This is a genomic window from Bacillus sp. GB_SG_008, from assembly GCF_052038115.1.
GTDB classification, from domain to species: Bacteria; Bacillota; Bacilli; order Bacillales; family Bacillaceae_G; genus Bacillus_A; species Bacillus_A rhizoplanae.
In genome coordinates this window covers 154495-178975 of sequence record NZ_JBPZSK010000005.1, presented here as the reverse complement: position 1 = coordinate 178975, position 24481 = coordinate 154495, and the positions used below count along the sequence as shown (strand labels likewise).

Below are 24481 nucleotides of genomic sequence, written 5' to 3'. Positions count from 1 at the left end.
GTTACGCATCTGATTTTGGAGGCATCCATCCCGTATTTTGACTCCATTTATCCGCTTTTCTAAGAATCTCCCAAATTAGAGGATCTTTTGCTTCCGTATACATACCTCGATCATTTACGTATTCTTTAACTAGTTTATATTTTAAGTCTTCATATCGTTTACAGTCTTCTGGATGATTGCGCATATAATCTCTAAATAAGAGCGCAAGTTGCTCAGGCCAACTCCCTTCGCGTCTCACATGTATATGCGTTCTCTTGTTACCAGGGGCTTCACGAAAATAACGTTTAGAACGATCTGAATTATCCGCCCTATGAATGAACCCTAAACTTTCTAGAGGTTCCCTAAAGGAATCCAATAATTCTAATGTTCTTACAGAAATTTGTACATCAATAATTGGTTTTGCCGCTAAACCAGGTATTGATGTAGCACCAATATGGTCAATTCTTATCGCAACGTCCTCTAAAACAACTCTTAGCGAATTACCTAGATCTTGAAATTCTCTTGGCCATTCACTTTTATAAGGTACTACAATAATTTTATCTGACATTCAAATCCCTCCCCAAACCCGTTATCAGATTCTTATTATATATCTCCTATTACATATCAATATTTTACTATAGACAATCCTAATAATATGAATTTCACAGGAGTAAAAAATACATTTCTATCATACCTAAAGGATTTTAACTGTAAATTGAAGTATAGAAATATGCATGCTATTGAAGGAGGCTGGAGAATGGAGATTAATTGGATACAATTGATGTTTTGTCCTTTTATGGTTGCCTTAATCATTATTTCTCTGATTGGAATATATTTTAGAAAATCAAGCATATACCAATACAAAATTAAATTGAAATAGGAAGCTGCATTATATCAGCTTCCTATAATTTCAAAAAATATATTTAAGATTAGCTCCCCACATGTTTTTGTGACGAAATTGAAGGCTGACTAGAATTTTCTTGTTTTGTGATAGGAGATACGAAGATTGGATTACTTTTAAATAACACACTGACTGCATATGCAACGATTACATTTAATATAAGAGCAATAAGGCCGATATTTATATTGTAAATACTAATTTTCCCTATACTCATTCCAAGTACCGCCACATCTCCGACAAGAATACCTGCAGCAATTCCAATTGGAGTAAGTTTACGGATAAAGAAAACACCGATAAATCCTGGAAGAATCTGTCCAAATCCATAATAAGCTGTATTAACAAGAGATATCATTAAGCTAGGAGCAAAAATCGTTATGGCCATAGATAGCAGTAAGTATAAGATGACCACAGCTTTAATTGATTTTAGCTGCGCTTGTTCCGATATATTCTTTATAAGATTACGGGAAACTAAAGCACCAATGACGAGACTAATCATAGATAGCACTACAATACCTGATAACACTGCTCCTGCTGCAATGACGCCAATTAACCATGGAGGCAGCAGAGAAATTGCCGTAGCCATAAATGCACTGTTAGGTTTGTCTAGATTTGGTATTGTAGCCAGAGCAAAATACGAGATGATAATTAAAAACGGAAACATGAACATATAGAGCGGCATGACAATCTGTGCTTTTTTTACCGCTCGTTCAGAACGACCAGTAAAAAATACACCTGTAACATGAGGAACTGCATAAAATGCAAATGCTTGAAAAATGATAGTTGAAATGGCAAAGTTCATATCCATTGGTTTGTCAACTTTGACTAAAGCCCCCTGTTGTTTCGCCATTTCAAATAGGTGGGACACACTGCCAACCTTGTGTAAAACTGCTCCGCCTACAATCACAATAGCAAGAAACATCAGGATATCTTTTACGATAGAAATAATAGCCGGTGCTTTGACACCTGATACCGATATGTATATATAAGCCATAACTCCAGCGATAATAGTCGCTACAGGAGCTGATAAGTGAAACCCCAGTGCATTTAAAGAAACAACCAGCCCTTCGAATTGTAATTGAGCCCATGGAATCAAAAAAATAAGGGCTGTTATGGTAACAGTCAATTCCAGACCTCGGTGCGAGTAATGACCTTTAAAAATATCCGCTATGGTCATAGCACCGTACTGCTTACCTGCCCTCCAAATTAAAGGTGCAAAGAAATAGCCGACAGCATAAGCCAATAAGATATACCCTAAAAACCATATTCCATAACTTGGCCCTTTTGCATATACACCACCTGGAAATCCTAAAATCGTACCTACACCGTAGATTTCACCCACAGCTAAGAAAAATAGCAATATAGCGTTAAATTGTCGGCCTCCTACTAAATATTGCTCTACGCTAAGTTGCTCACTCTTCTCTCTTGAATATACAGCATACAGAATAGTAGAAAGTATGATAACAGAAAAAATAATAAGTGACATATGGTATCCCCCTTTTCTATAAATCCCCCTTCAGATTATGACGATCATACAACATCCAAGATAACCAAAGACAAAGCGAGGTAAGCGGCAGCCATAAAAAAATCCAAAAATAAATGATTGGGAACCCCATGATGCTTATATCAGATGATGCAATAAATGGTAAGACACCAACAATAGCTGCAAACGGAATAATCATTCCAATAAGAATACTGCCGAACTTCATAGTGTACACCTCCTTTCAAAATAATATGACAATTTATAGAATTATCATTTTCTACATAAAATGGTAATTTCCTTTTTTGATTCAAAATTAATAACAATGAATATAGACCAAAACATATAAAAACACGGCCGACAAGTAAAATCGGCCGTGCTATTTGTAAAGTCATAACTTATCTTACACGATTTTGGTTATATCGAAACATAAGAAGCCAAGTGATGCTAAAAATAGGGAAAATAGCACATTAGTGCGAATTAAGATCATAGGGGCCTCGTCCATCCCATCTTGATAGATAAATTGAACTACCCCCACCTACCGTTTCGCGCTTGAGATGGGGGTCTGCTCGCCAGATATGATAAATAAGCAATTTTCTTCATTTTGAATTCTAAAACCTATGTTTCTTATTTTTTTACCACTCCAAAAGTAATTTTCATACTTGGAGCGTAGATTAAAGAGGAATTAATATTAAATACTTTAGAAAATCGTAGTTCTGCTTCATACTGATCCTGTGCTTCAGTAAATGTAGCCCCTCGATTTATTAAGTTCTCAATAAATTCTTTCCTTTCAGTAGGAGCTGCACCTAATCCTTCTTCTTTAAGTGAATCATATAATCTCTGTTTATCTGTTTCATTTATATTAGAATCAAGAAAATTAACCTTATCACTAACTCGGCAATCAATATTTTTTACACCTAATTCGCTCAGATAGATCGGTAACTTACTCCCGATGTTTCCATCTTTTCCATTTCGTTTTGTATCTTCCTCGAACAGTTTTTGAAGAAAACCAAGCTGAATAATTTCTGATTGGTCGTGTTTGTTAAGGTTGTACGAAGACATATTGGAAATCCAGTGCGGTTCAAAACATATGATATTACCTTCATCAACGACTGAATGAATCATTTTCTGCAACATTTTTATCGGATCAGCCATATGTAACAAAAAGGCATGGCACAGCGCTTTCCTAGCGGCGAGTTATATTTCGACGCGGAATCAAAATTTGCACTGGAACTTTCAAACCGCACAGTTCAAAAGTCTGGCAACAAAGGCGCCATGATGTACTTTTACGTCAATAATCCAAAATCTCTGGAAAAATGGTCACCAAAGATAAAGGTATTAAGCTGTGAATCATTCTTTAAAGGAATACCTACAAAAAAACAATGGGAAGGCAGCACACGTGTAATGGTACGAATCGTTGATCTTATCAAGATGCTGAAATTCGTCCATCTACGCTTTGAGGACAGATGAAAGTAACTCTGAAGACCTAATAAGATTACAAAGTATGAAAAATGCCAGTATACATTGATGGAATATTGATAATGGAAATAATGAAAAACATGGCTCTTTGTCATAAATATCTTTTAGGGATATCGATTTGTCTAATTGAATATATATTATGGAATCATTCACCAAAAAGGGGATATATGATGACATTATCAAAACTGATTCAAACCTTGTCATTATTAAGTGCTGTAGCTGTTCTTATTGTCTCTGTTTATGGTTTTATCACCGAATCAATCAGCTCCAATATTTTAATGATTCTACTATTTGTAATGACCGTACTTCAAGCAGTTAGAGCTTATCAAATAAAACAAAAAGCTACATTTATGCTTACCTTTTGGGTGGCTATATTTATGCTCCTCCTACTAGGAAAAATATACTTCTTATGATACAAAAATGAAGCCTTTAGTAAAGGCTTCATTTTTATTAAGTTAGAATTTTCAATTATAATCATCGTATATATTTGAAAGAAAAGAATGAGTCTATTCTGCCCCTTTTCTTACTTATATAAAGAATCCTACGATTTTTAAATTAGGCAGTGATGAGATGAAATAAAAATGAAGACGTGTCCTAAATGCCGTAACAAAATAGAAAAGAAAACCGTCTTTTTATGAAACAACTTCTACAAGCTTGTTTGTACACACTGCGATACAACATTACATGTAACTAAAAATCTTTTTTGATATACTTTCTTGTTTATGTACTAATTTGTTTTTTAATTTTTATGAGTTCCATTGAAACCGCTAATAAATTCGTTATGTTTGGCCTATGGGGTTTGATTTCAAATTTTATAATTCAACCGATTGCTTTTTTCTATGAAGAAACATAACAAACTTCTTTAGCATATAAATCCGCAGTGAGAATTACGCACTAAACAGCACAAAAAAGCTTTCGATAAATTTAACTACAAACTTTTTTAAATGCCTTTACTATTAAATTCAGCACTCGATAGTTGAATAACTGTTACCCCATAAGATGAGATAAAAAATATCGAAAACCATAAGCACCTAAAGAACTAATACCTGTAACTAAAACTGCAATTGCTAAATATGAATTATAGCCAGATTGTTTTCTCGAACGATATAAATAAAGAATAGATAGACATAAACTAATGATAAAAAAGACGATCCATACAGAGTTGGGAGCAAAAACTTCGAAATTAGTAAAATAAATTACCATATAGCAAACATTAACCAAGAGTAGTAATACTAAGATAAATTTCTTCAAAATTACACCTTCCTTTTACCAGGTTAACCAACCGAGTTTTTGTATACAAGTAAATTGATGCAAATTGTTTTGAATAGAAAATTCTACACTCTCTTTTTATTCAACTTAAATTCTCTTATTACCTTTTAACCCATATAAAAAGTATTTTCAAAACTCTCACACTATGATAAGTAGATCCGAATAAACAGTTCCCATTAATCCTTCACCTACATATTTTCGAATTATCTCTTCGAATGGAACAATTAACTTATCTTCTTTTTCTTTCCTTTAATAAATAGGGCCTTTCTCTGCTTTTAATGCTTTTCTTACTGTATTTCTTGAGACATTTAATAATTTGATAATAGATCGAATAGAATGTCCTTCTTGTTTTAGTGCTCGAATGGTTGCCCCCTTGCTTAAACTCCTCTCATTTCGTTATAAGAGAATTGTATTTTTTATTTTAGGGATGGGTCACTTTTCATTGTAAATCTACACAGTATGTCCAAGTTTGTTAGATTCCTTGCACCAGATCTAAAAAGTATTGAATAATTCTTTATATTCAGTATAATTAACTTGTAACTATAATAACGTTTTTAGTTACTATGGGTATACCACTTGATTTCTAATAGAAGATTCCCCGTAAATCAAGTAGTAGCAAAAATTTTTTATACATTTTTGCATTCGGTATCCCCCACAAAAATGTTTCTTTCAAATAAACAGGAAGAGCAATTTGCCTATTATCGCAAATATGATCGATGAGAAACTAGAGGACGCTCAAGAACAATACACCAATCTAAGACATAATAATTTAAATATTGGCATGAGTTGTACAATGATAATAATGCGGTTTTACAAGAGAATAAGGGGGTTTAAGAATGCCAGACATCGCATTTCTTCATGGCGAGGTTATTACGGTAGATGAACAGAATCGAATAGTAGAAGCGATTGCGGTAAAAAGGAACCGGATTATCGCCGTCGGTACCTCAGAGGAGATTAAGCGTCTTATCGGTCCGCAGACAACGGTAATTGATTTGAAAGGGAAAAGCCTCTTGCCGGGATTTATCGACTCACATTTGCACATTTCCTCGTATGGCATAGACAAGCTGGGGGTAAGTTGCAAAGCTACCCATATTCATTCCCTGCAGGATATTTTTCAGGATTTACGTAAAAAAGCGTCCGGGCTCCCGGCAGAAAAATGGGTGCGGGCTTGGGGTTTCAATGAGACCAAAGTCGCGGAACAGCGGTATCCGACTAGAGAAGAATTGGATCAGATTTCAAGGGAACACCCGATTATCATTATACGCGCGTGTAATCATATTTCGGTGGTCAATTCAAAAGCACTGGAAATCCTCGGTATTCACAAGGATACACCCGATCCTAAAGGTGGGATGATTGAACATAGCGCCGAGGGAGAGCTTACAGGTCGTTTAATTGAAACGGCTCATTTCCAAATTGCCAATAAAGTAACCTATTCCGAAGAAGAAATAGCCCAAGCCTTGGCGTTAGCGTCTGCCGATTTTGTAGCGGCTGGGATTACCAGTATCCATGATGCAGGTTGCAATGACTCCGAAGGGTTTCGAGCGATGCATGAGGCGGTTCGTCAAGGCTTGGTCAAAGTGCGCATTTATGCGATGGTCTGCGCATTAGACAACCCCGAATTATTTTTGGAAAGTATGATTAACGCTGGAATGGTAACAGGCCTAGGGAATGACCGGTTTAAAATCGGACCTGCAAAGCTGTTCACGGATGGTAGCAGCAGCGGTCCGACCATTGCAACCCGTAAGCCGTATACAAGTAACCCAGAGGATTACGGTATTTTGTACTATACACAGGAAGAACTAAACCGACAATTAGTAGAGGCTCATAAGAAAGGATTTCAGATTACAGCCCATGCGCAGGGAGATCGTGCAATTGAAATGGTATTGAATTGTATAGAGGCCGCCCTGAAGGAATATCCTCGCCCAGATGCCCGACCACGTATTGAACATGCAGGGATTTCAGAACCGGATCTAATTGAACGGATGAAACAGCTTGGCGTCATCCCGATACCTAACCCTGCTTTCTTCTATGAATATGGAAATGGATACGTCCATAACTACGGAGAGCGGGTGAATCAAATGTATCCACTTCGTGACTTTTTTAAAAATAACATCATTGCAGCAGCGGGCTCCGATAGCCCAGTGACCGATTATCGTCCGCTATTCGGAATTCAAGCGGCGGTGAACCGGAAGAGCAAGCAGGGACAGGAGATTGGAAGCAATCAAACTGTTTCCGTAACAGAAGCGATCCAGGCTTACACATGGAATGGAGCTTACGCGAGCTTTGACGAACAACACAAAGGGAGCATCGAAGTTGGAAAACTAGCCGATCTAGTGATCCTGGACGGAAGCATTTTGCAAGCTGATCCTGCCGATATCGCTGATCTTCCTGTTCACATGACGATTATTGACGGAGAGATTGTCTATCAAGCTGGATAGTCCCAAGGCAATGAAGCATTAAGCGTAAAAGTAAATGTTTATCTTGTTCAATCGATAGGTGATCGGACAAGGTAAACATTTTTATCTGTCTCTGGTGAACCAAGTATCCTTATACTGTACCCATCGATGTATTGTTTGTTCAGGAGATATATCCAACTATCATGAAAATGCAAGCAAACAACCGGGTGCCAGAATTGGAAGGATGAACCAAAACAGCTACCACGGGACCTTGGCTCGGGTAGCTGTTTTAATTTAGTGGTGAAGAATATGTCGGTGCCGGGGGATTCCAGTTCAAAATTGTTTTTATATGCCCTATTGATGTAATGCAGAATCTCTCATTTGCACGGGAGACCTTCCGGGAACGTGACCGGCGTGTTGTGTTTGATTAGATTGACAGTATATTGAACCGTGACGTGTACCTACGAATATGACGTGATTAACCTCGCATTCTCGAACGATATGCAATGCCAAATTGGCTCAAAAAAGGATCCTACGTTATGGAATAGTAGAGTTAAGTGCCTTTTCGGACAGGAAGTTGTGCTGTATCATGGAAGATATGTACCTTTCCGTTTTTAATTGGGAGTTTGTTTCCTTCCCCCCTGCTAAAAAAGGTGTTATGTGTCAATAAGGGAAATGTCCCAATAGAGAATATGGCACAGACACAGACAAGGGTTAAAAATAATTTTCAAGGTGCGAAAGTTGAGTAACTTAGTTTAGATAACCTTTTCAACAAATTTCTAATTTAAGGAGTACTAGGAATGAGAGAACGCATTATAAAAGCTTTTATTGAAGAGATTCATGATAAAGGCATGAAGTTCACAATGGATGATTTAGCAAACCGTATTGGTGTAAACAAGCGATACCTCTATCAACATTTTTCTTCAAAAACTGAAATTTTAGAATTAATCATTGACCAAACATTATCTGAAGTAAACGAAAAAACAGAACAAATCATGGAAGACACATCTTTAAGCCTAATTGAGAAAATCAGAGGGGTTTGTACTGCAATGCCTTCCCATTTTGAATTTTATGACTTTAAAGTATTAGAACAAATGAAACGGTATTACCCCGAACAATGGACAAAAGTGAATGCTGCTTTGAACGAGTGGGAAGCTCTGCGTTTATTAATCGAAGAAGGTATTCAACAAGGTGAACTCAATGAAATCAATACAGCACTCGCCATAAAGTTGATTATAGATGCTACAAATTCAATCTTTGATCAACGTTTTTACATGGAAAATAATATTACCTTACCGGAAGCACTCTCTTCTATTGTAGACGTATTATTGTTCGGCTTAGTCAAAAATAAATCATAATAATGGTCTAATTAAAAAACGGGAAAGGAACGTTTGCTCCACCCGTTTTTTGTCTTTATAAAGGGGCCTTCTTGCATCATCTTGAAAAACGATAGCTCCATCAACCAACCATCGTTAAGATTTCGGAACCAATGGCTGCGATCTTATTATTAATAATAGCGATATAAGCAGGGATGAGCTTATCCGTAAGGCCTGTAAAAACAGCATTACTTGAGATAGCAATGTCGGATTTTGGATTTATATTCATTAGCAAACAACATCAGTTGTTTAAATATTCTGAATTTTTTACGTAAAATAAGAAGCAATCACATATGCCACAAGGTCGGATAACGGCGCTGTGTACCATAACCCACAAATATTTAGGAAAAGTATACGGCTGTGATGATTGAATACCGCTCCTAATTTCACATTATTTCAAATTGAACTCATGGTTCATTTTATAATTCTTTTTCAAAAATTCTGGGCAATCCCATTCACAAACAAGATCTTTAGCCAAAGAAACGACCCAGTCCTTTGTAATATGATACTTTTCTCCATCAACAGTAATAAACACCTCACCGTCTGTCACATAGAAAACTTCCTGCTCTTCTACATGCCAAGTTCCTTTATTAGGTTCGCCTACCCATGCTTCCCAAGTGTCAACACCTAATTGTTGTACTTCTTCTGCTGTAAGTTTTTTTGCAAAAAACATGATAATCATCTCTCTTTCTTTTAGGTAATTTTGAAGGAATAGGTTCTATAAACGTACTGTCTTAACATTCATATCTTTTAAACGTTTGAACTCTTTTTTCATAAAGTATATGGCAATGAGAACGCCTGGAATTTCTGCAGCAGGACCTGCGTACCATATACCTTCTACACCCCAGAATTTCGGGAAAATATAGAGAAACGGGAATAAGAACAACAGCATTTTGCTCACATTAATAAACGTTGCAGTCCAGTTTCTCTCTTGGGATTCGAAATAACCGGATATAAGCAAGCTGACTGCATTAAGCATAAACAAAGAGTTGAATACAACTGTCGTCCAAATGCCCAGTTTCTGCAATTCAGGATTACCGCCGGAAAAAAATGATACAATCGGATTTGCAAAAATGATTAGTAAAGCTGTCGCAATCAAAAAGAAAGCAACCGTAAAAATGAGTCCAATCTTAATTGCTTGTTTAACGCGAGCAAGATTGCCCGCGCCGTAATTATAACTAATGATCGGTTGAAGTCCCGTCATCCCACCGAGTGCTGCTAAGGCGAGCAGATTTGTAATATAACCGTTTTGAATCGTGAAAGCGGCAACGTGCAGTCCACCACCGTAGCTTTGCAGTAAGTTGTTGAAGATAATAATGGCAAAAAACATCATGAACTGACTCGAAAAAGATGCAAAGCCTGTCCAAGCCACCTCACCAATTGTCTTAAGATTAATCATCATATCTTTTATTTTTGGCTTAAGCTTTGTTTTACCGAACCAAAAATAAAAGATGAGTAAAGCAGGGATCGATTGTGAAATTGTATTCGCCCACGAGGAACCCATCATGCCCATGTCATATTTCACTACCATAATCCATTCTGTAATTCCGGCAACAACCGCTGCAACTAACCAACTGTTCATTGATAATACAGGTTTTTCATCGATATTGGTAAAAATACTTAGTACAACCGCCAATATCGTTATTGGCAATGAAATCCACAATAGTCGGCTATATTTCACCGCATATGGAAGTGCATCATGACTTGCTCCGAATAAAGTCATGATTTGATTTTCAAAGACCAATCCAAGTACAGCTAGCAAAGTGGAGATGAGAAGAGTAAACCATAAAGTTTGTCCCATAATACTCCTAGCTTCTTCGATTTTCCCTTTTCCAAGCCGAAGCGAAATGACCGCTCCGGCTCCTATACCAAAAAGAACGCCAAGCATGCGGGTAATTACCATGATTGTAAATCCAATTCCGATTCCTTCCACTTCCAGCTCCTGAAAGCCACTGACGAAATAGCCATCGACAATCGATACCACTCCAAGAATCGCATTCGCCATAATTCCTGCCAAAGCAAACCGTAAATATAATAAAGGAATACTTTTGGTTCCTAGTGCTGAATCATTTACTGGCTTATTCATCATTTCTGCTGTTTCTTTCTTCGATGAGGGACGGTTTCCTGCTATTTCCATACTCATACCCTCCTAAAAATAGTTTATACAGCAAGTTAAGCCAAATTAATTTGCATACCAACCTACAGGCTTGACATGTTGATGAATATTGATTTGCTTCATTTCCATAAAATGCTCCAGCCCAACAGCACCTAACGCTCTGCCGATTCCACTTTGCTTATATCCCCCCCAAGGCCCTTCAACATAAGCGAGGTGATAACTATTAATCCAAGTAATGCCCGCGCGCAATTTACTAATGACACGTTTTGCTCGATCCATGTCCTCAGTAAATACAGCTCCAGCTAATCCATAAATGGAGTCATTCGCTTTTTGGATTGCATCTTCCTCATCTTTAAATTTCTGTACAACAAGGACTGGACCAAAAATCTCTTCCTTAACAATACGCATATTCGTGTTTACATCAGCAAAGATCGTTGGTGCAATAAAAAATCCTCGATCAAGCCCATTTTCTGTTAAGCGCTTACCACCACAAACTAATTTTGCACCTTCTTCGATTCCACTCTTGATGTAATGTAAAACGTCATTCATATGAGCTTCATTTGTAAGCGCTCCCATTTCAATGTTCTCGCTTTCCCCGTTGCCAACTACAATTTTGCTTGCACGCTCGGCCAATCTTTCAACAAACTTATCGTAAATTGTCTCTTGTACAAGCAGACGGGATGCAGCTGAACAAACTTGCCCAGCATTGTGGAAAATACCGAACATCGCATTCTCGACTGCATTTTCAAAATCCACATCGTCGAACACAATAAGTGGAGATTTACCTCCCAGTTCAAGTGTCATTTTTTTCATATTTCCCGCAGCTGCGCGCATAATACTTTGGCCTGTTTTTGTTCCGCCGGTAAAGGCAATCTTATCAACATCATGGCTCTCGGCAAGCTCATTCCCAACTTTTGATCCAGGTCCCAATACCAAGTTTGCCACTCCGGCTGGAAGCCCGACTTCCTCAATAATTTCAAATAATTTAAATACGCTTACAGGAGTGACCTCCGCAGGCTTAATTACAATTGTATTTCCGGCAGCAAGTGCAGGAGCAATTTGCCAAACAGCTAACATAAGTGGGAAGTTCCAAGGTACAATAAGCCCACAAACACCAATTGGCTCATGAATAATAATTGTTTCCGAAGAATCAGCACGCGTGTAAGATTCTTTTTTCATGCCTTTGATCAAGTCAGCATAATAGCGGAAGCATTGAATCGAAACCGGAATATCCACATAGGTTGTTGCACGTATAACCTTACCGTTATTTGCAGTTTCCAAACGTGCAATTTCAGCCGCCTTCTCTTCAAGACGATCTGCAATCTTATAGAGATATTCTGCTCTTTCATCAGCCGATAAATCCGACCAAATCCCGCTGTCAAACGCTTTGCGAGCCGCCTTGACTGCCACCTTTGCATCGTCTTCTGACCCATCAGCAGACGATGCGATCACCTCTCCAGTTGCTGGATTCATAACGTTTCTTCTAGCACCGGATAACGCTTCTACCCATTTCCCATCAATGAACATGTTAATTTTCACAAGTACCTCTCCTTTACGCAAAAATATCATGCAGTTTGAAACCAATATGCGCTAGATTTACAAGCATAGTTTTCTGATTATGGAACGGAAATGATTTTAGACGTTCCTTTTCAAATCGATATCCGCCTGCACTCCCCGTAACAATCCATTGTGCCAATAACTTACCAAACAATGTCGAGAGAGAAGCGCCGTGGCCTGTATAACCTGTTGCGAAATATGCGCCTTCTTTGGATCTGCCGATAACCGGGAATGTATCAATTGTAACCCCAATAAATCCACCCCAACGGTATTCAATTTTGCTTCCTGCCAGTTTTGGCATCAAGTTTACCATCGCATCGTAAACTTTTTGATACACACCGTCATCTAAGTTTGGACGAATATCGCCACCGCCAAATACGATTCGATTATCTGGTGTACGACGGAAATAGTAAAGGAAACTACTCGTATCAAAAACCATGCGATCTTTAGGAATAACAATATTCAACAATGACTCTGGAAGCTGTTCAGTTGCAATAATACGCGCCGAAATTGGCAGTACGCCTTTGTTCAGTTCATTCATGATTTTTCCAGAGTAACCATCTGTCGCCACAATAATGTCTTTCGCAATAACAGAACCTTTTTCTGTTTCAACTTTCACACTAGTTTGACCGTACTCGATGGATAATGCTTTAGAATGCTCAAAGATTCTTGCACCGATCGATTTAGCTGCTTCTCCCAAACCAATTGCATAATTCAGTGGCTGGAACGAGTAACTCAAGTCGTCGACTAAGCAACCATAATAAACTGGGGAATCGATCTCTTGATGCAATTGACTTCGATCAAGCACTCTTGATTCGTACCCGAAATTTTTATTTAAATATTCGCTTTCAAGTTTCAATTCTTCAAAATGTTTGGCTTTGTAAGCCGCTACAATGTGACCCGTATTTCTAAAGTCGCAGTTGATTTGATGTTCGTCAATAATGTTTTTTACCAGTTCAATACTAAACAAGGAGAGATCGTTTAGCTGTCTAGCCTCGTCGGGACCATACTTTTTGGTAAGCTGCTGCATCGTTGGCTTATAGCCTGGCAATACCATCCCACCGTTACGACCACTGGCGCCGTATCCAATCGTTTCTTGCTCTAGGACAATGACATTCTTTCCTAACTTTTGCAAATGATAAGCAGAGGAAAGACCTGTGAAACCAGCACCAATAACGACAACATCCGCCTCTTCATTTCCTTCTAGAGTTTTTCCTTTCGCATAGCTGTTTGCAGTCGCCGTCCATAGAGAGAGTGTATTCATTTGATTCATCTTATCACTTCCTTCTTCCTGTTTATTTGAAAGAAACATTTTAGTGGGGGATACCGAATACAAAGGTGTACAAAATTTTTTTCTACTACTTGATTTATGGGGAATCTTCTATTAGAGATTAAGCAGTATAACCCTTGTAACTAAAAACGTTATTGTAGTTACAAGTTAATTATACTGAATATACTGAATTATTCAACACTTTTTTTTGTGACAATATAGTATGGCTAAGGATGCCGTTTGACTTCTTAATAGCTTCAATCATTCCATTCGAGCTTAGTCACAGGGTTGCTGCTTTAAAGCGCTTCCATGTTCTGTTTTATGTCCATACACAGTATCTACTGACATAATGGTGTTGATTTCACTCTCATCATAATCCCAAACAACTGATGCTGAAAGATTAATAAGTTTAAGAATATCTCCCTCTCTTCATTTATACATTTGACTTTTCATCACAAATCCATCTTCCTTATATAGATTTCCATTATGAAAGCAATTCTATTTTATATTGAAATTAATGCTATAACTAATCTATAAACAAACTATAATGCACTACAAATTTGTAATAAAATGTAAAAAATATTTATATAATAGGATTTTAGGGGGGATGACAATGAATAATATAGAAGTGATGGTATGGCTTTTTCCAATACTTTTTATTTTTCACGATTTTGAAGAAATAATTTTCATACAACCATGGATAAGGAAAAACAGACGCTATTTATGTGAAAGATTTCCTACGTTATCAAAAAGACTATTACCTCATTTTGATAATATTACAACATCATCTTTCGCCCTTGGAGTGGCAGAAGAATTTATTTTAATTAGTATAATTACAATTGTTTCCTATGTGATGAATTGGTATAGCCTATGGGTAGGTTTGTTTATTGCATTTACTTTACATCTAGTAATACATTGCTTTCAAACATTGATCATAAGAAAATATGTCCCTGCTATTATTACAAGCATTATTTGTTTACCTATCTGTATTTATATCATTAAGCATATAGTACAGTTATTCCCATTAGATACAATTGTCTTGTATTCAATTTTAGGCTTTATAATTATGGTGGTCAATTTAGCTATCATTCACAAGTTTATGGATATATTCAATAAATGGTTAGCTCAATATGAACAGTAAAACGAATGAGCATAATCTAAATTTTAGATCAAATATTTTAGAAGCCACATAAAGTGTGGAAAATAAGAGTAGTGTTATGACTCGTTGTACAAATTGTAAGACGAGATGAAATCAAAAGATATATGGTCTCTTTTTTTCAAAAATGATGGAAAAGATTTTCAGTATTGTAATCAAAAACAATATTTTTCAGCCGAAATCTTTCGTTTTTCAAGTGAAATTTTACGTTGCCTCTTTTTATTACTTTTTCCTTTCTTCGTTGAACTAAGCGATGGGAACCCTTTAAAAGACTTTAAGAAAAAACAATAAGAAGAAAGCATTATAAATTTTATGAATGAAACAAAAAATTGCAGTTTGAGAGGAGAAATAAAAATGAGTATTATAGTTAAGTATCAAGAAAGAGTGAAACAAGATTTAGAACACAACGAGCAGATTGTTGATGTCATTTCAGGAAGAACCGCCCCTACTAATTGGGTTATGAAACTTCTTCCTGAAATTTCTTGGCTTACGAAAGAGAATATGCCAATAGTATTAGCGATAACAAACAAAAAATTACTTGTATATAAACAACAAATAAATTCGGAAATTCAGCTCGCTATTGGAATTCACCGTTCCGATATAACAGAATGCAAAGAAGTAAACGGTGTGCTAAATGGAGCAATTCAAGTTTCACTAAAGGACAATCAATCCTTCAAGTTTGTTTTTAAAAAAGAACGTGTACAGGATATCCTGATAGAGCTCAATAAATAATTGCAAATAAGGAAACGACGAAACCGCTTTGCCATAAATCAAAGCGGTTATCATTTATTATAACTTCCTATTTTTTATGGACTCTATTGTACTAAACATTCGTGAGTAAGCATCCTTAATATTCGGTTCGTTTACCTTATCATTGTATAGTCCATAACCCCAACTTTGAATATCTTCGCCAGATTGAAAATACCATGCCGCATATTCACCTGATTCCACCTCAGGGAAATCTTCGTATGATATTTTCTCATCAATGTGAAATAAAATTAACGCCTGATTTTCTAACAGACACAAATTTCATTCTAAATTTCTATTGTTTCGCTCGGTTAAAGATTATTGTTGATATTTCATAGAAAAGAAAAGAAAAGAACCAATTTTTTGGTCCTCTTGTATGTCTCCTTGAACTTACGCACCCTCTAGTTCAATTTTCGATTCGGCTTTCCATATCTCACTAAAACGTGCCACAATAGTTTTAATTCCTGAAGCACCTCCTTATAAGTTCCACGATCTTTCCAAGATACTGGATTGCGTTTCAAGTCCATTACAGCAGATCCAATTATGTTCGCATCGATAAAATTATTTCGTGCAATGCGTCTTGCCAATGAAGGCATTGTTGGACCTCTAAAATCTACAGGAACCTCATCTACCATAAGTACAAAGCCCATGTGCCAATAAAGATCAATGGAATACTTAAGGCATATTTGTTCCAAGGTTCTCCCTACATGAGTGTCCTTGAATGAAGGATCTGCAACAAGCATTTCCACGTCTTCTTTAAGAGAAATATCCCCATGAACCTGGGCTTCAATATAGTGGTTAAGATTGCGGTTTGGCTCTTTGTTTGCTAGGTCCGTAAACGGCCTTTCCAGATTAACCAGCAAGTGATTGATTAATCTTGCTGGCGTCAGGTTTCTTTCACCAATAGCAAAATCTCTTAAGAACACCTCTTCCAAGAGAGCAGCCAAAATGATGTCAAATTCTTCATAAGTACCCTTTTCTTTTGGGTCTTGATGCGAATCCAAATACGTGTATGTGGAACGATAAGAGGCCTCAGGAGATAGAAGAAAATAACATGATCCAAAACGCGGAGCAGGCCCATCTGGATGTAACATCAAATTTAGTGCCCCATATTTAGGCCGTTGGTTATTGGTTACGCCCTCCAGTTGATATGCTCCTCCAAAAATTCTCTTCTCCCAAAGGTCGCGTTCACCACCAGGGTAAGCGGATACGCTGCCATTAGATAAAAATGTTTCAAACTGGCTCTTATATATTCCCTGCTCAAGCAGTGCTTCAGCAACGCTTTTCATAGTCGAATCTGGTCTATCTGGATGAAAATGTAGACCAATCTTTGTGTGAGACTTTAAATTTACAACAGCATTTTCAAATATTTTATCCGAGATATTAGACATTTTAAGTATGTGATTAATTGTTGCTTTAGCCTCATGTTTATGGTTCCTTGCATACTTTCCAATATGCTCTAAAGCTAGTAGTTGAGACCTTGATAATTCCATGAACAGATCTCTCCTTTCATTGAAATTGACCCTAATAATTTCAATTCAAAGTTTGTTTTTTCCTTCTTGTTCAACTAACCTGCTTCGTTGAACAAGAAAAAGGCAAAAATCAACATTGTGCTTTAACAGAGCTTATTGTTTAGCTATCGCTACAATAGAGAAATAAAATTACGATATCAGCATATGAGACCACAAACATATCACTCGAAACATGATTTGCAAACATAAGAAAAGGGAAGGCGAAATGTGCCTTCCCTTTCTCGATATATACAACTTATGAAACCAATAAGTTCAACAATTGCGAAAAGAATCGAATTCTTATTGTTGTATGTTTTATAATTTGAGTTAAATCAAAGATAACTACATCCGTTCTTCTTTTCTTTTTACAGGAACTGCATTACATTTCACAATGACTATATACATAACAATGCTTCCTATCATTAGACAATAGGTAATATTTTGTGCAATACCAACAACGTCACTCCAGCTACTTTTACCGTTTACAAATAATTGTAAGATTAACCCTACAGCTAAAGGTAGTAATGCATACGATGTTTTTTTCATAAAAAACCCTAAAACTCCGCCTAAAATACCGCCAATAGCTGACGCTCCGTACCAAGTCGCATATGCAACTGCTTGTTCTTGAAATGATATCGTTACTAGTACGTCCTGATAAAAATAGCCAATCACAAAATAAAATGTAATGGCAGTGATTGTATAGAGGGCGCCAAGTAATACAGCTTTTTGAACATCCCTTGCAAATATATAGCCAACAAACATGGCAAGGATAAACCACATGGGTAAAGAGTTAATCATGACTGCTAAATACGAAATGAAAAATTTAAGGTATGTAACACCCTCACTTACATCTGGTAAGTTATCTGAAAGAACAGAAAAGTAACCAACAATAAAACCAACGATACATGTAAAAAGAATAAAACTTCTCCAATGTCCGCTATATTTTTGATTCCCGTTCAACAAAACACGCTCCCTAATACGTTTTACAACATTCACTATACACCTAAATTGTACCAAAAAAGTATTTTTAAGGATATAACTTAGTAGGATGTAAAATTTTCTAAACTGTTGATATATCAGTTTTTAGCTAGTTTCCAAGGGTATTTACAAGTAGATGGATATAGTGGTTATCATCAAGTACCAGATGTTACCCTTGTAGGATGTTGGGCACATGCCAGACGGAAGTTTGATGAAGCCTTAAAGGCTTTACCTGATTCACAGAAGGGAAAAAAGTGAAGTAAACAAAAAATAACTCCAAAATCAACTTTTATTGTATATTTTGGAGTTACTTTACGTTTACTTTTAGAATGTAATAAAAATTTAAAATGCTTACGCTACACTGCGATAATTTTCTTGTTTTTCTTTTTGCTGATTAGGTGGTTGAATGAAAATCGCGATAATAAATGACACGACACACAATACGCCAATCACCATAAAAGTTGGTTTAAATCCACCTAGAATTACACCGATAAAGGAACCTGCAAGTGCTCCAAGACCAAAGCCTTGATACACGATTCCGTAGTTTTTACTATGATTTTTTAGACCGAAGAAATCACCAACAATGGCTGGGAAAATAGTGATATTTCCACCAAAACAAAAAGCAACACTTGCTACACAGGCTAAATAAATGCCATAATTTAAATCCACAAAACTAAGAACAAAGACAGACGTAGCTATAACGACAAACGTTGCGGTAACAATTTTTAAACGGCCGATTTTATCTGACAATGGTCCCAAAATGATTCGGCCAACCGTATTAAAGATCGCAACTATAGCGACAGCATTAGCTGCTGTTGCTGCGCTAAGCCCTACGAGTTGAACACCAATATCCTTTACCATGCCAATTAAATATAAGCCACTCATACATGATGTAAATAGCATGATAAATAACAGATAAACTTGTTTTGTACCTAGCATTTCTCTTGTTGTATAGTCACGACTTTTTGTTTCATGAACTGTACCTTGTTCAGCGGCTTGATGGATAAGACAAGCGCCTACCACTATCATAACTGTAACAATTAAGCCCCAATATAAAAACGCTTGTGATACACCAACTGAATCAATGAACTTTGCGTTAATGTATTTAAAAATTAGGCTACCCGTACCATATGCAGAGACAGATATACCAGCAATTAAACCTTTACGCTCTGGAAACCACTTTAGTAAATTGGATAGTGAAGTAATATAGGCTGTACCATCTGCGTAACCTACAACAACTCCTGCTAGTATATAAAGCATTAGTAATGAGGAAACTTGCGAACTAAGCATCAAGCCAATTCCTAATGCTAATCCGGCTATCATAATGAGTTTACGAAGTCCCAATTTCTCTTGTAATTTACCTGCAAACAAAGTTGAAAATGCTAAAGAAAAGCTAGTAATTGAGAAGGTTATAGCAACAGCGTTAAGACCCCAGCCGTATTTGCTCACTAAAGGCTGATTGAATAAGCTCCATGTATATATCGTTCCAAGTCCCATTTGTACAATGACTGTACCGAGGACAACAAGCCACGGATTAACAGATGATTTTTTCATACCATCCTTGCACCTCTTTCGATTTGATAGCTTTATTGTATAGGATGTAAACGATTCCGTAAGCACTTACAACACAGAGCGTCAAATATATGAAATCAGTTACAGAAAAAGAAGGATGAAATGCAAAAAGCTGCTTGTTAAATACGAAGCAGCTTCTTTAATTCTTTTGCATAAGTACGGCTTACAGGTACTTTTGAATCCTCTTTCATAATTAAATTATACGTAGAGTTAAACCACGGCTGGATTTCAGAAATATGATTTACATTTACGATAAAACTGCGATGCACACGCAGAAAATTCATTTGTGGCAATTTCTTTTCTAATATGGCAAGCGTATCGTACGTCACATACGTATCACAAATCGTTTTCACAATTACTTTTCCGTCCAACAATCCAGTATATACGATATCTTCTATATTCACTAATACAATCGATTCATCAATCGGCAGCGCTAATTTTTTCATTCTGCTAGATACATCTGACGCATGTACTTCTTGTTTCTCCTCCATTTCATGCTGTTTTCGTTTTTTAAATTTCTTAATCGCTTGGACAATGCGCTCTTCGTCAAACGGCTTTAAAATATAATCTAAAGCATCTACTTCAAATGCCTGAATGGCATATTGATCATAGGCCGTTGCAAATACAATAGCAGGTGGATTTTTCATCTTCTTTAGTATATTAGCAATTTCAAATCCATTATCATCCGACAACTGAATATCTAAAAAAACAAGATCCGGTTTACTTTCCATCAACTTCTCTAACGCTTCTTCTACACTGTCTGCCTCATCAATTATATCGACCTCTTTCGTTCGATATAATAAATATTTTAATTCGTCCCGCGCCAACATTTCATCATCGACTACTAATATTTTCAATATCGCTGCCTCCTTTTCTTTGAATTGGAATCGTGAAGGAAATCTCCGTCCCTGCTTCCAGTTCACTGACAATATGAAGCGTTGTATCTTTTCCAAACAACCCCATTAACCGTTCATTAATATTATATAATGCTGTTCCCGTTCCTTTTTTTGACGATACAATTGCTTTTCCTAACTGCTCTAATCGCTCCGGTTCAATCCCTTGACCGTTATCTTTTACTTTGAAATGTACGCTGTTTTTCTTGGCATAAACATGAATTTCAACTTGGCATAGAGGCTGTTTTTTAGGAAATGCATGACGAAGAGCATTTTCCACTAATAGTTGCAACACAAACGGTGGAAGCAAAATATTATGCAGCTCGTCTTCAATGTACATTTTCACCTCATATTTGTTCGGAAATCTTGCTTGTTCTAACGACAAATACGCATGCACATGATTCAATTCTTGTTCTAACGGAATGAGAAGCTGCCTTGCACCTTGTAAATTGCAGCGAAAATACACGCTTAGCTGTAACAATAATTTCCTTGCTTTCTCTACATCTGTGCGACATAAAGCAGAGACTGTATTAATCGCATTAAAGAGAAAATGCGGGTTAATTTGTGCTTGCAGCGCCTTTATTTCCGCATCTTGCAACAATTTACTTTGCAGTTCTGCTTCTCCAAGTTCAAGCTGCGTTGAAAAGATTTTCGCTAATCCTTCTGCCAGCTCTTCCTCTACGGGGCTTAATGAATTGGGATTTTTAAAATAAAGCTTTAACGTACCGATGGTCTTTCCACGAGATGTGAGTGGAATCACGATTGCCGCTTGTAATAAACACTCTTCATGCTGACAATTAATCTCTTCGCGCGACTTTGCTTTCATAATTTTCCCGGTCTTTAATACCTCTTTTGACAATTCAGTAATTAAGCTATGAGAAGGAATATGATGATCAGATCCTAATCCAACATGTGCTAATATTTTCTCTGTATCTGTTAAAGATACTGCATCTGTTCCTGTAAAGCTGTGGATAATTTGTGCCACATGCGTACATGATTCTTCCGTTAATCCTTGGCGGAAATACGGAAGCGTTTTATCAGCAATGCGCAATACTTTATGCGTTTGTAATGCCTTCGCATGTTCTTCTTGTCGTAAAATGGACTGAATCATTGACAATAGAATAAAACTTCCGAAACCATTTACGAGAATCATTGGGATTGCAATTGTTTTTACAATACTCCAGCCATCATCGATCATGAAAAGAATCATAATCATTTCCAGCGATACCATACAGATGCTAAGCACCGCAGAAAACTTAGGGGTTACAACGCGATTCCATTTTTGATATAAATAGCCAATATAACCTGTCACAACCCCAGCTAAAATAGAAGAGATTGCACAGCTCAATGCAGTCGTTCCTCCTAGCATATAACGATGAATGCCGGCTATCAATCCTACTCCTATTCCAACAATTGGACCTCCAAGTAACCCGCTAATCCCAATTCCCATAATACGCGTATTCGCAATCGTACTAGAAGAAGAGACGCCCCGCAGCCAGTTATCATTCATAATCGTATTACCAGAAATCTCAATCCCTGTGTAGTTGCTTACAATTGTAAATAATGAAAATATGCCAATTAACATAAAGCTACCTTTATAGCTATCTTGCTTATACAGTAGCCAACGGAACGCCTTAATATGCGAAAGTAAATATCCTAAAATAACGATTAAACCAACGCGTTCAATCATCATCAATAATAAATCTCCCATTTTATGTCCATCCTTCATGTATTAACTTCATTTCATTCAATATATTACATCATTATGTCTATACCGTAAATGTTAATAGAATCCAAAAAATACCATAGAGATTGATTTTAGAGTTACCTTTTGTTTACTTCACTTTTTTCGGCCTTTGCAACTAGATGGTAAATCCATTGACTATAGCAAGACTTTATCAATTTCCTCTTTATTATTTAAATCGATATTGGGGAGCGTTTCAAACAAATAACGAAGATAATGATAGGAACTTAAATTGTTCTCTTTTGCGGTTTCAACCACACTATACATAATGACACTTCCTCTAGCACCTCATGGTGTATTTGAAAACATCCAATTTTTTCTCCCACCGATTTTTCGTTGAACAAATCGGATGCTTTTCTCTTATTAAACCATTTTATATTTTTAGCTCTGTTAATAAACATTGTTGATATCCCTATTGATTTAATATAGAAGTTTCATATAATGAAACTCTCAAGTAAAATTAACATACATACAGAAAAAACTTTTAAGTGAGGATGCTAAATATGTGGAAGACTTTTATCAATACTATTTCAACAGATTTTCAATTTAAATCCCCTGCAACGAAAGCTGAAATATCCCAAATAAAAGAAAAACTTAATGTTGAATTACCGAACGATTTATCCAGTCTATTGAATGAAACGAATGGTGTGTTCGATGAATATGACTGTCCTTTCATTTGGTCAATTGAACAAATCCTTGAAGAAAATCTGAATGTAAGAAAGTTTGATGATTTTAAGAATTTATATATGCCCTTTGATTGTCTGTTGTTTTTTGCAGATGGAGGAAACGGTGATTTGTTCGGATATGCAATATTAAATGGAGCCATACAAAAAGATGATGTATATGTTTGGAATCACGAAAATGATAGCAGAACATGGGTTGCCCCATCATTACAGACATTTATTGAATGGTGGAATGATGGTACCATTACTGTTTAATTGTGATCTCTTCTGTGCTAATTCCATTTTCTAAATGACGAGTAAATAAGATAGGATAAGAAATGATTTACGGTATAACCGAAAGAAGATCTGACGGAATTTCAGATTTTTTATTATTTCGATATCGATATATGGAATCACGAGCCATCTAAGGATATCCATTGATCACGAATATATTGCTTGAAATATGATTTTCAAGCATAAAAAAAGGAAGATGACTTTCGTCATCCTCCTTTTCTTATGCTGTAAATTAACTTTTATACACTTTAATGAATTACCATGCTAAACTTGCACTTCATTCGAGTATACTTAGTTTTGTCACAGTATAATACCATAAAAAACTCGTAATTGAGTGGTATCTTAATATAAAGGTCTTCTTCTTATCCATTGCGTCGCAACCCATTTTTCACCTTTGATAACAGGTGCACCGCCATGTAAAGTGAGCTCGTTTAATGATGCGTCCTGATAAAAATATTCAAAATATACCGCCATTCCTTTTTTTGGAGATACAGAAAGGTTGAGTTTTGGAAAGAAAGTCTCTCCGCCTTCTTCTACATGATTTAAGTACATGACAAGGGTACTAATACGATTGTTATTTGCTGCCGCACTGTTTTCTGTAAAAAAATCATAATGCGCTTTATATTCTTGGTCAACAGTATAATTTAAAATATGTAACCCTTCTCCATGTTCAACTGGAACATTCATGATTGAAGCGATCCGTCTTTCGATTCTAGTAGCAGCCTCACTTTCTTCTAAAAACGTACCACTACTCGTCCGAATGTCATTTATTTTGCGCGAAACACCAATTTTAGAACGTTTCATTTTATTTTTAGACATTTCAATTAACATTTCACACTCTTCATCGCTTAATACATTCGCTAACACGACAATAAGAGGCTCTTCTAATCTTGAAATAATTTGGATTTCCCTATCTTCTGTTACAATTGTGTTTCCAACGTGGTTAAAAATCGTTAGTTCCTTATTTTCAGCTGTTTGATTTTCCTTTGTCATGTTCCCCATCTCCCTTAAAAATGATTGGATATTATGAATATATCATATATTTCCCTCTATTGACTTTATTCTGAAAATAATAACAAGAACTTTTCCGTTGTATGTTTTAAC

At 36.4% G+C, this 24481-nt stretch carries 19 protein-coding genes and 5 pseudogenes; 8 read left to right on the top strand and 16 right to left on the bottom strand.

Going from position 1 to position 24481, the window contains the following annotated elements; genetic code table 11:
* Position 1: 1 nt before the first annotated feature.
* The 4 genes and pseudogenes from ACTDJC_RS14690 to ACTDJC_RS14675 all read right to left on the bottom strand — a co-directional run.
* Positions 2–547, bottom strand: a complete 546-nt coding sequence (locus tag ACTDJC_RS14690) for a GrpB family protein (RefSeq protein WP_440603860.1) — start codon at positions 545–547, stop codon at positions 2–4.
* A 361-nt stretch (positions 548–908) separates the two neighbouring features.
* On the bottom strand, positions 909–2363 hold the full coding sequence (locus ACTDJC_RS14685; RefSeq protein ID WP_440603859.1) for a sodium:solute symporter family protein: 1455 nt from the start codon (positions 2361–2363) through the stop codon (positions 909–911).
* Between the two features lie 16 nt (positions 2364–2379).
* Positions 2380–2586: a DUF3311 domain-containing protein gene (locus ACTDJC_RS14680; protein ID WP_098311182.1), complete on the bottom strand. Its 207-nt coding sequence runs from the start codon at positions 2584–2586 to the stop codon at positions 2380–2382.
* 398 nt (positions 2587–2984) lie between these two features.
* Positions 2985–3539, bottom strand: a pseudogene (locus ACTDJC_RS14675) (class I SAM-dependent methyltransferase); the annotation flags it as partial.
* Between ACTDJC_RS14675 and ACTDJC_RS14670 the strand changes: the two are divergent.
* Both ACTDJC_RS14670 and ACTDJC_RS14665 read left to right on the top strand, forming a co-directional pair.
* Positions 3528–3827 (top strand): annotated as a pseudogene (locus ACTDJC_RS14670) (class I SAM-dependent methyltransferase); the annotation flags it as partial. The pseudogenes ACTDJC_RS14675 and ACTDJC_RS14670 sit on opposite strands and share 12 nt — an antisense overlap.
* 179 nt (positions 3828–4006) lie before the next feature.
* A complete protein-coding gene (locus ACTDJC_RS14665; protein ID WP_098311177.1) occupies positions 4007–4249 on the top strand; it encodes a hypothetical protein in 243 nt (80 codons plus the stop codon).
* A 1105-nt stretch (positions 4250–5354) separates the two neighbouring features.
* Here the strand turns inward: ACTDJC_RS14665 and ACTDJC_RS14660 are convergent.
* Positions 5355–5477, bottom strand: a pseudogene (locus tag ACTDJC_RS14660) (helix-turn-helix domain-containing protein); the annotation flags it as partial.
* Between the two features lie 464 nt (positions 5478–5941).
* Between ACTDJC_RS14660 and ACTDJC_RS14655 the strand changes: the two are divergent.
* The gene (locus ACTDJC_RS14655) at positions 5942–7543 is read left to right on the top strand and encodes an amidohydrolase (protein ID WP_440603858.1); all 1602 of its coding nucleotides are present in this window, start codon (positions 5942–5944) and stop codon (positions 7541–7543) included.
* A 758-nt stretch (positions 7544–8301) separates the two neighbouring features.
* Positions 8302–8859: a TetR/AcrR family transcriptional regulator gene (locus ACTDJC_RS14650; protein WP_429710106.1), complete on the top strand. Its 558-nt coding sequence runs from the start codon at positions 8302–8304 to the stop codon at positions 8857–8859.
* A 409-nt stretch (positions 8860–9268) separates the two neighbouring features.
* Here ACTDJC_RS14650 and ACTDJC_RS14645 read toward each other — a convergent pair whose 3' ends face one another.
* Genes ACTDJC_RS14645 through ACTDJC_RS14630 form a run of 4 tightly spaced genes read right to left on the bottom strand, consistent with a single transcriptional unit; the run spans position 9269 to position 13862 of the window.
* The gene (locus ACTDJC_RS14645) at positions 9269–9550 is read right to left on the bottom strand and encodes a cupin domain-containing protein (RefSeq protein WP_440603857.1); all 282 of its coding nucleotides are present in this window, start codon (positions 9548–9550) and stop codon (positions 9269–9271) included.
* A gap of 45 nt (positions 9551–9595) precedes the next feature.
* Positions 9596–11014, bottom strand: coding sequence for an MATE family efflux transporter (locus ACTDJC_RS14640; RefSeq protein ID WP_440603856.1), 1419 nt, complete (start codon positions 11012–11014; stop codon positions 9596–9598).
* A 45-nt stretch (positions 11015–11059) separates the two neighbouring features.
* Entirely contained in the window at positions 11060–12532 is a 1473-nt protein-coding gene (locus ACTDJC_RS14635) for an aldehyde dehydrogenase family protein (protein WP_440603855.1), read from the bottom strand.
* Positions 12533–12545: 13 nt separating this feature from the next.
* On the bottom strand, positions 12546–13862 hold the full coding sequence (locus tag ACTDJC_RS14630; RefSeq protein ID WP_098311171.1) for an NAD(P)/FAD-dependent oxidoreductase: 1317 nt from the start codon (positions 13860–13862) through the stop codon (positions 12546–12548).
* Between the two features lie 571 nt (positions 13863–14433).
* On the opposite strand from ACTDJC_RS14630, the gene ACTDJC_RS14625 reads away from it, so the two are divergent.
* Complete coding sequence (locus ACTDJC_RS14625) at positions 14434–14961, top strand: HXXEE domain-containing protein (protein ID WP_440603854.1); 528 nt, start codon at positions 14434–14436, stop codon at positions 14959–14961.
* Positions 14962–15330: 369 nt separating this feature from the next.
* Positions 15331–15708 carry a hypothetical protein gene (locus ACTDJC_RS14620; RefSeq protein ID WP_440603853.1) on the top strand — a complete coding sequence of 126 codons (378 nt, stop codon included), beginning with the start codon at positions 15331–15333 and terminating at the stop codon, positions 15706–15708.
* Between the two features lie 416 nt (positions 15709–16124).
* On the opposite strand, the gene ACTDJC_RS14615 is transcribed toward ACTDJC_RS14620, so the two are convergent.
* Together ACTDJC_RS14615 and ACTDJC_RS14610 are read right to left on the bottom strand one after the other, a co-directional pair.
* The gene (locus tag ACTDJC_RS14615) at positions 16125–17216 is read right to left on the bottom strand and encodes a DUF3626 domain-containing protein (RefSeq protein WP_440603852.1); all 1092 of its coding nucleotides are present in this window, start codon (positions 17214–17216) and stop codon (positions 16125–16127) included.
* A gap of 360 nt (positions 17217–17576) precedes the next feature.
* Positions 17577–18194, bottom strand: coding sequence for a hypothetical protein (locus ACTDJC_RS14610; RefSeq protein WP_440603851.1), 618 nt, complete (start codon positions 18192–18194; stop codon positions 17577–17579).
* Positions 18195–18311: 117 nt separating this feature from the next.
* Between ACTDJC_RS14610 and ACTDJC_RS14605 the strand changes: the two are divergent.
* Positions 18312–18464 (top strand): annotated as a pseudogene (locus ACTDJC_RS14605) (IS66 family transposase); the annotation flags it as partial.
* 99 nt (positions 18465–18563) lie between these two features.
* Here the strand turns inward: ACTDJC_RS14605 and ACTDJC_RS14600 are convergent.
* The 4 genes and pseudogenes from ACTDJC_RS14600 to ACTDJC_RS14585 form a co-directional block, all read right to left on the bottom strand.
* On the bottom strand, positions 18564–19766 hold the full coding sequence (locus ACTDJC_RS14600) for an L-lactate MFS transporter (protein WP_440603850.1): 1203 nt from the start codon (positions 19764–19766) through the stop codon (positions 18564–18566).
* A 137-nt stretch (positions 19767–19903) separates the two neighbouring features.
* A complete protein-coding gene (locus tag ACTDJC_RS14595) occupies positions 19904–20644 on the bottom strand; it encodes a LytR/AlgR family response regulator transcription factor (RefSeq protein WP_440604007.1) in 741 nt (246 codons plus the stop codon).
* A complete protein-coding gene (locus ACTDJC_RS14590) occupies positions 20619–22388 on the bottom strand; it encodes a LytS/YhcK type 5TM receptor domain-containing protein (RefSeq protein ID WP_440603849.1) in 1770 nt (589 codons plus the stop codon). The genes ACTDJC_RS14595 and ACTDJC_RS14590 overlap by 26 nt, the downstream gene beginning before the upstream one ends.
* 171 nt (positions 22389–22559) lie before the next feature.
* A pseudogene (locus tag ACTDJC_RS14585) lies at positions 22560–22748 on the bottom strand (transposase domain-containing protein); the annotation flags it as partial.
* Between the two features lie 176 nt (positions 22749–22924).
* Between ACTDJC_RS14585 and ACTDJC_RS14580 the strand changes: the two are divergent.
* Positions 22925–23359 (top strand): SMI1/KNR4 family protein, encoded by a 435-nt coding sequence (locus ACTDJC_RS14580; RefSeq protein WP_440603848.1) that lies wholly within the window; start codon positions 22925–22927, stop codon positions 23357–23359.
* A gap of 360 nt (positions 23360–23719) precedes the next feature.
* Here the strand turns inward: ACTDJC_RS14580 and ACTDJC_RS14575 are convergent, their stop codons facing one another.
* Complete coding sequence (locus ACTDJC_RS14575; RefSeq protein ID WP_098307012.1) at positions 23720–24370, bottom strand: 2OG-Fe(II) oxygenase; 651 nt, start codon at positions 24368–24370, stop codon at positions 23720–23722.
* Positions 24371–24481 lie beyond the last annotated feature (111 nt).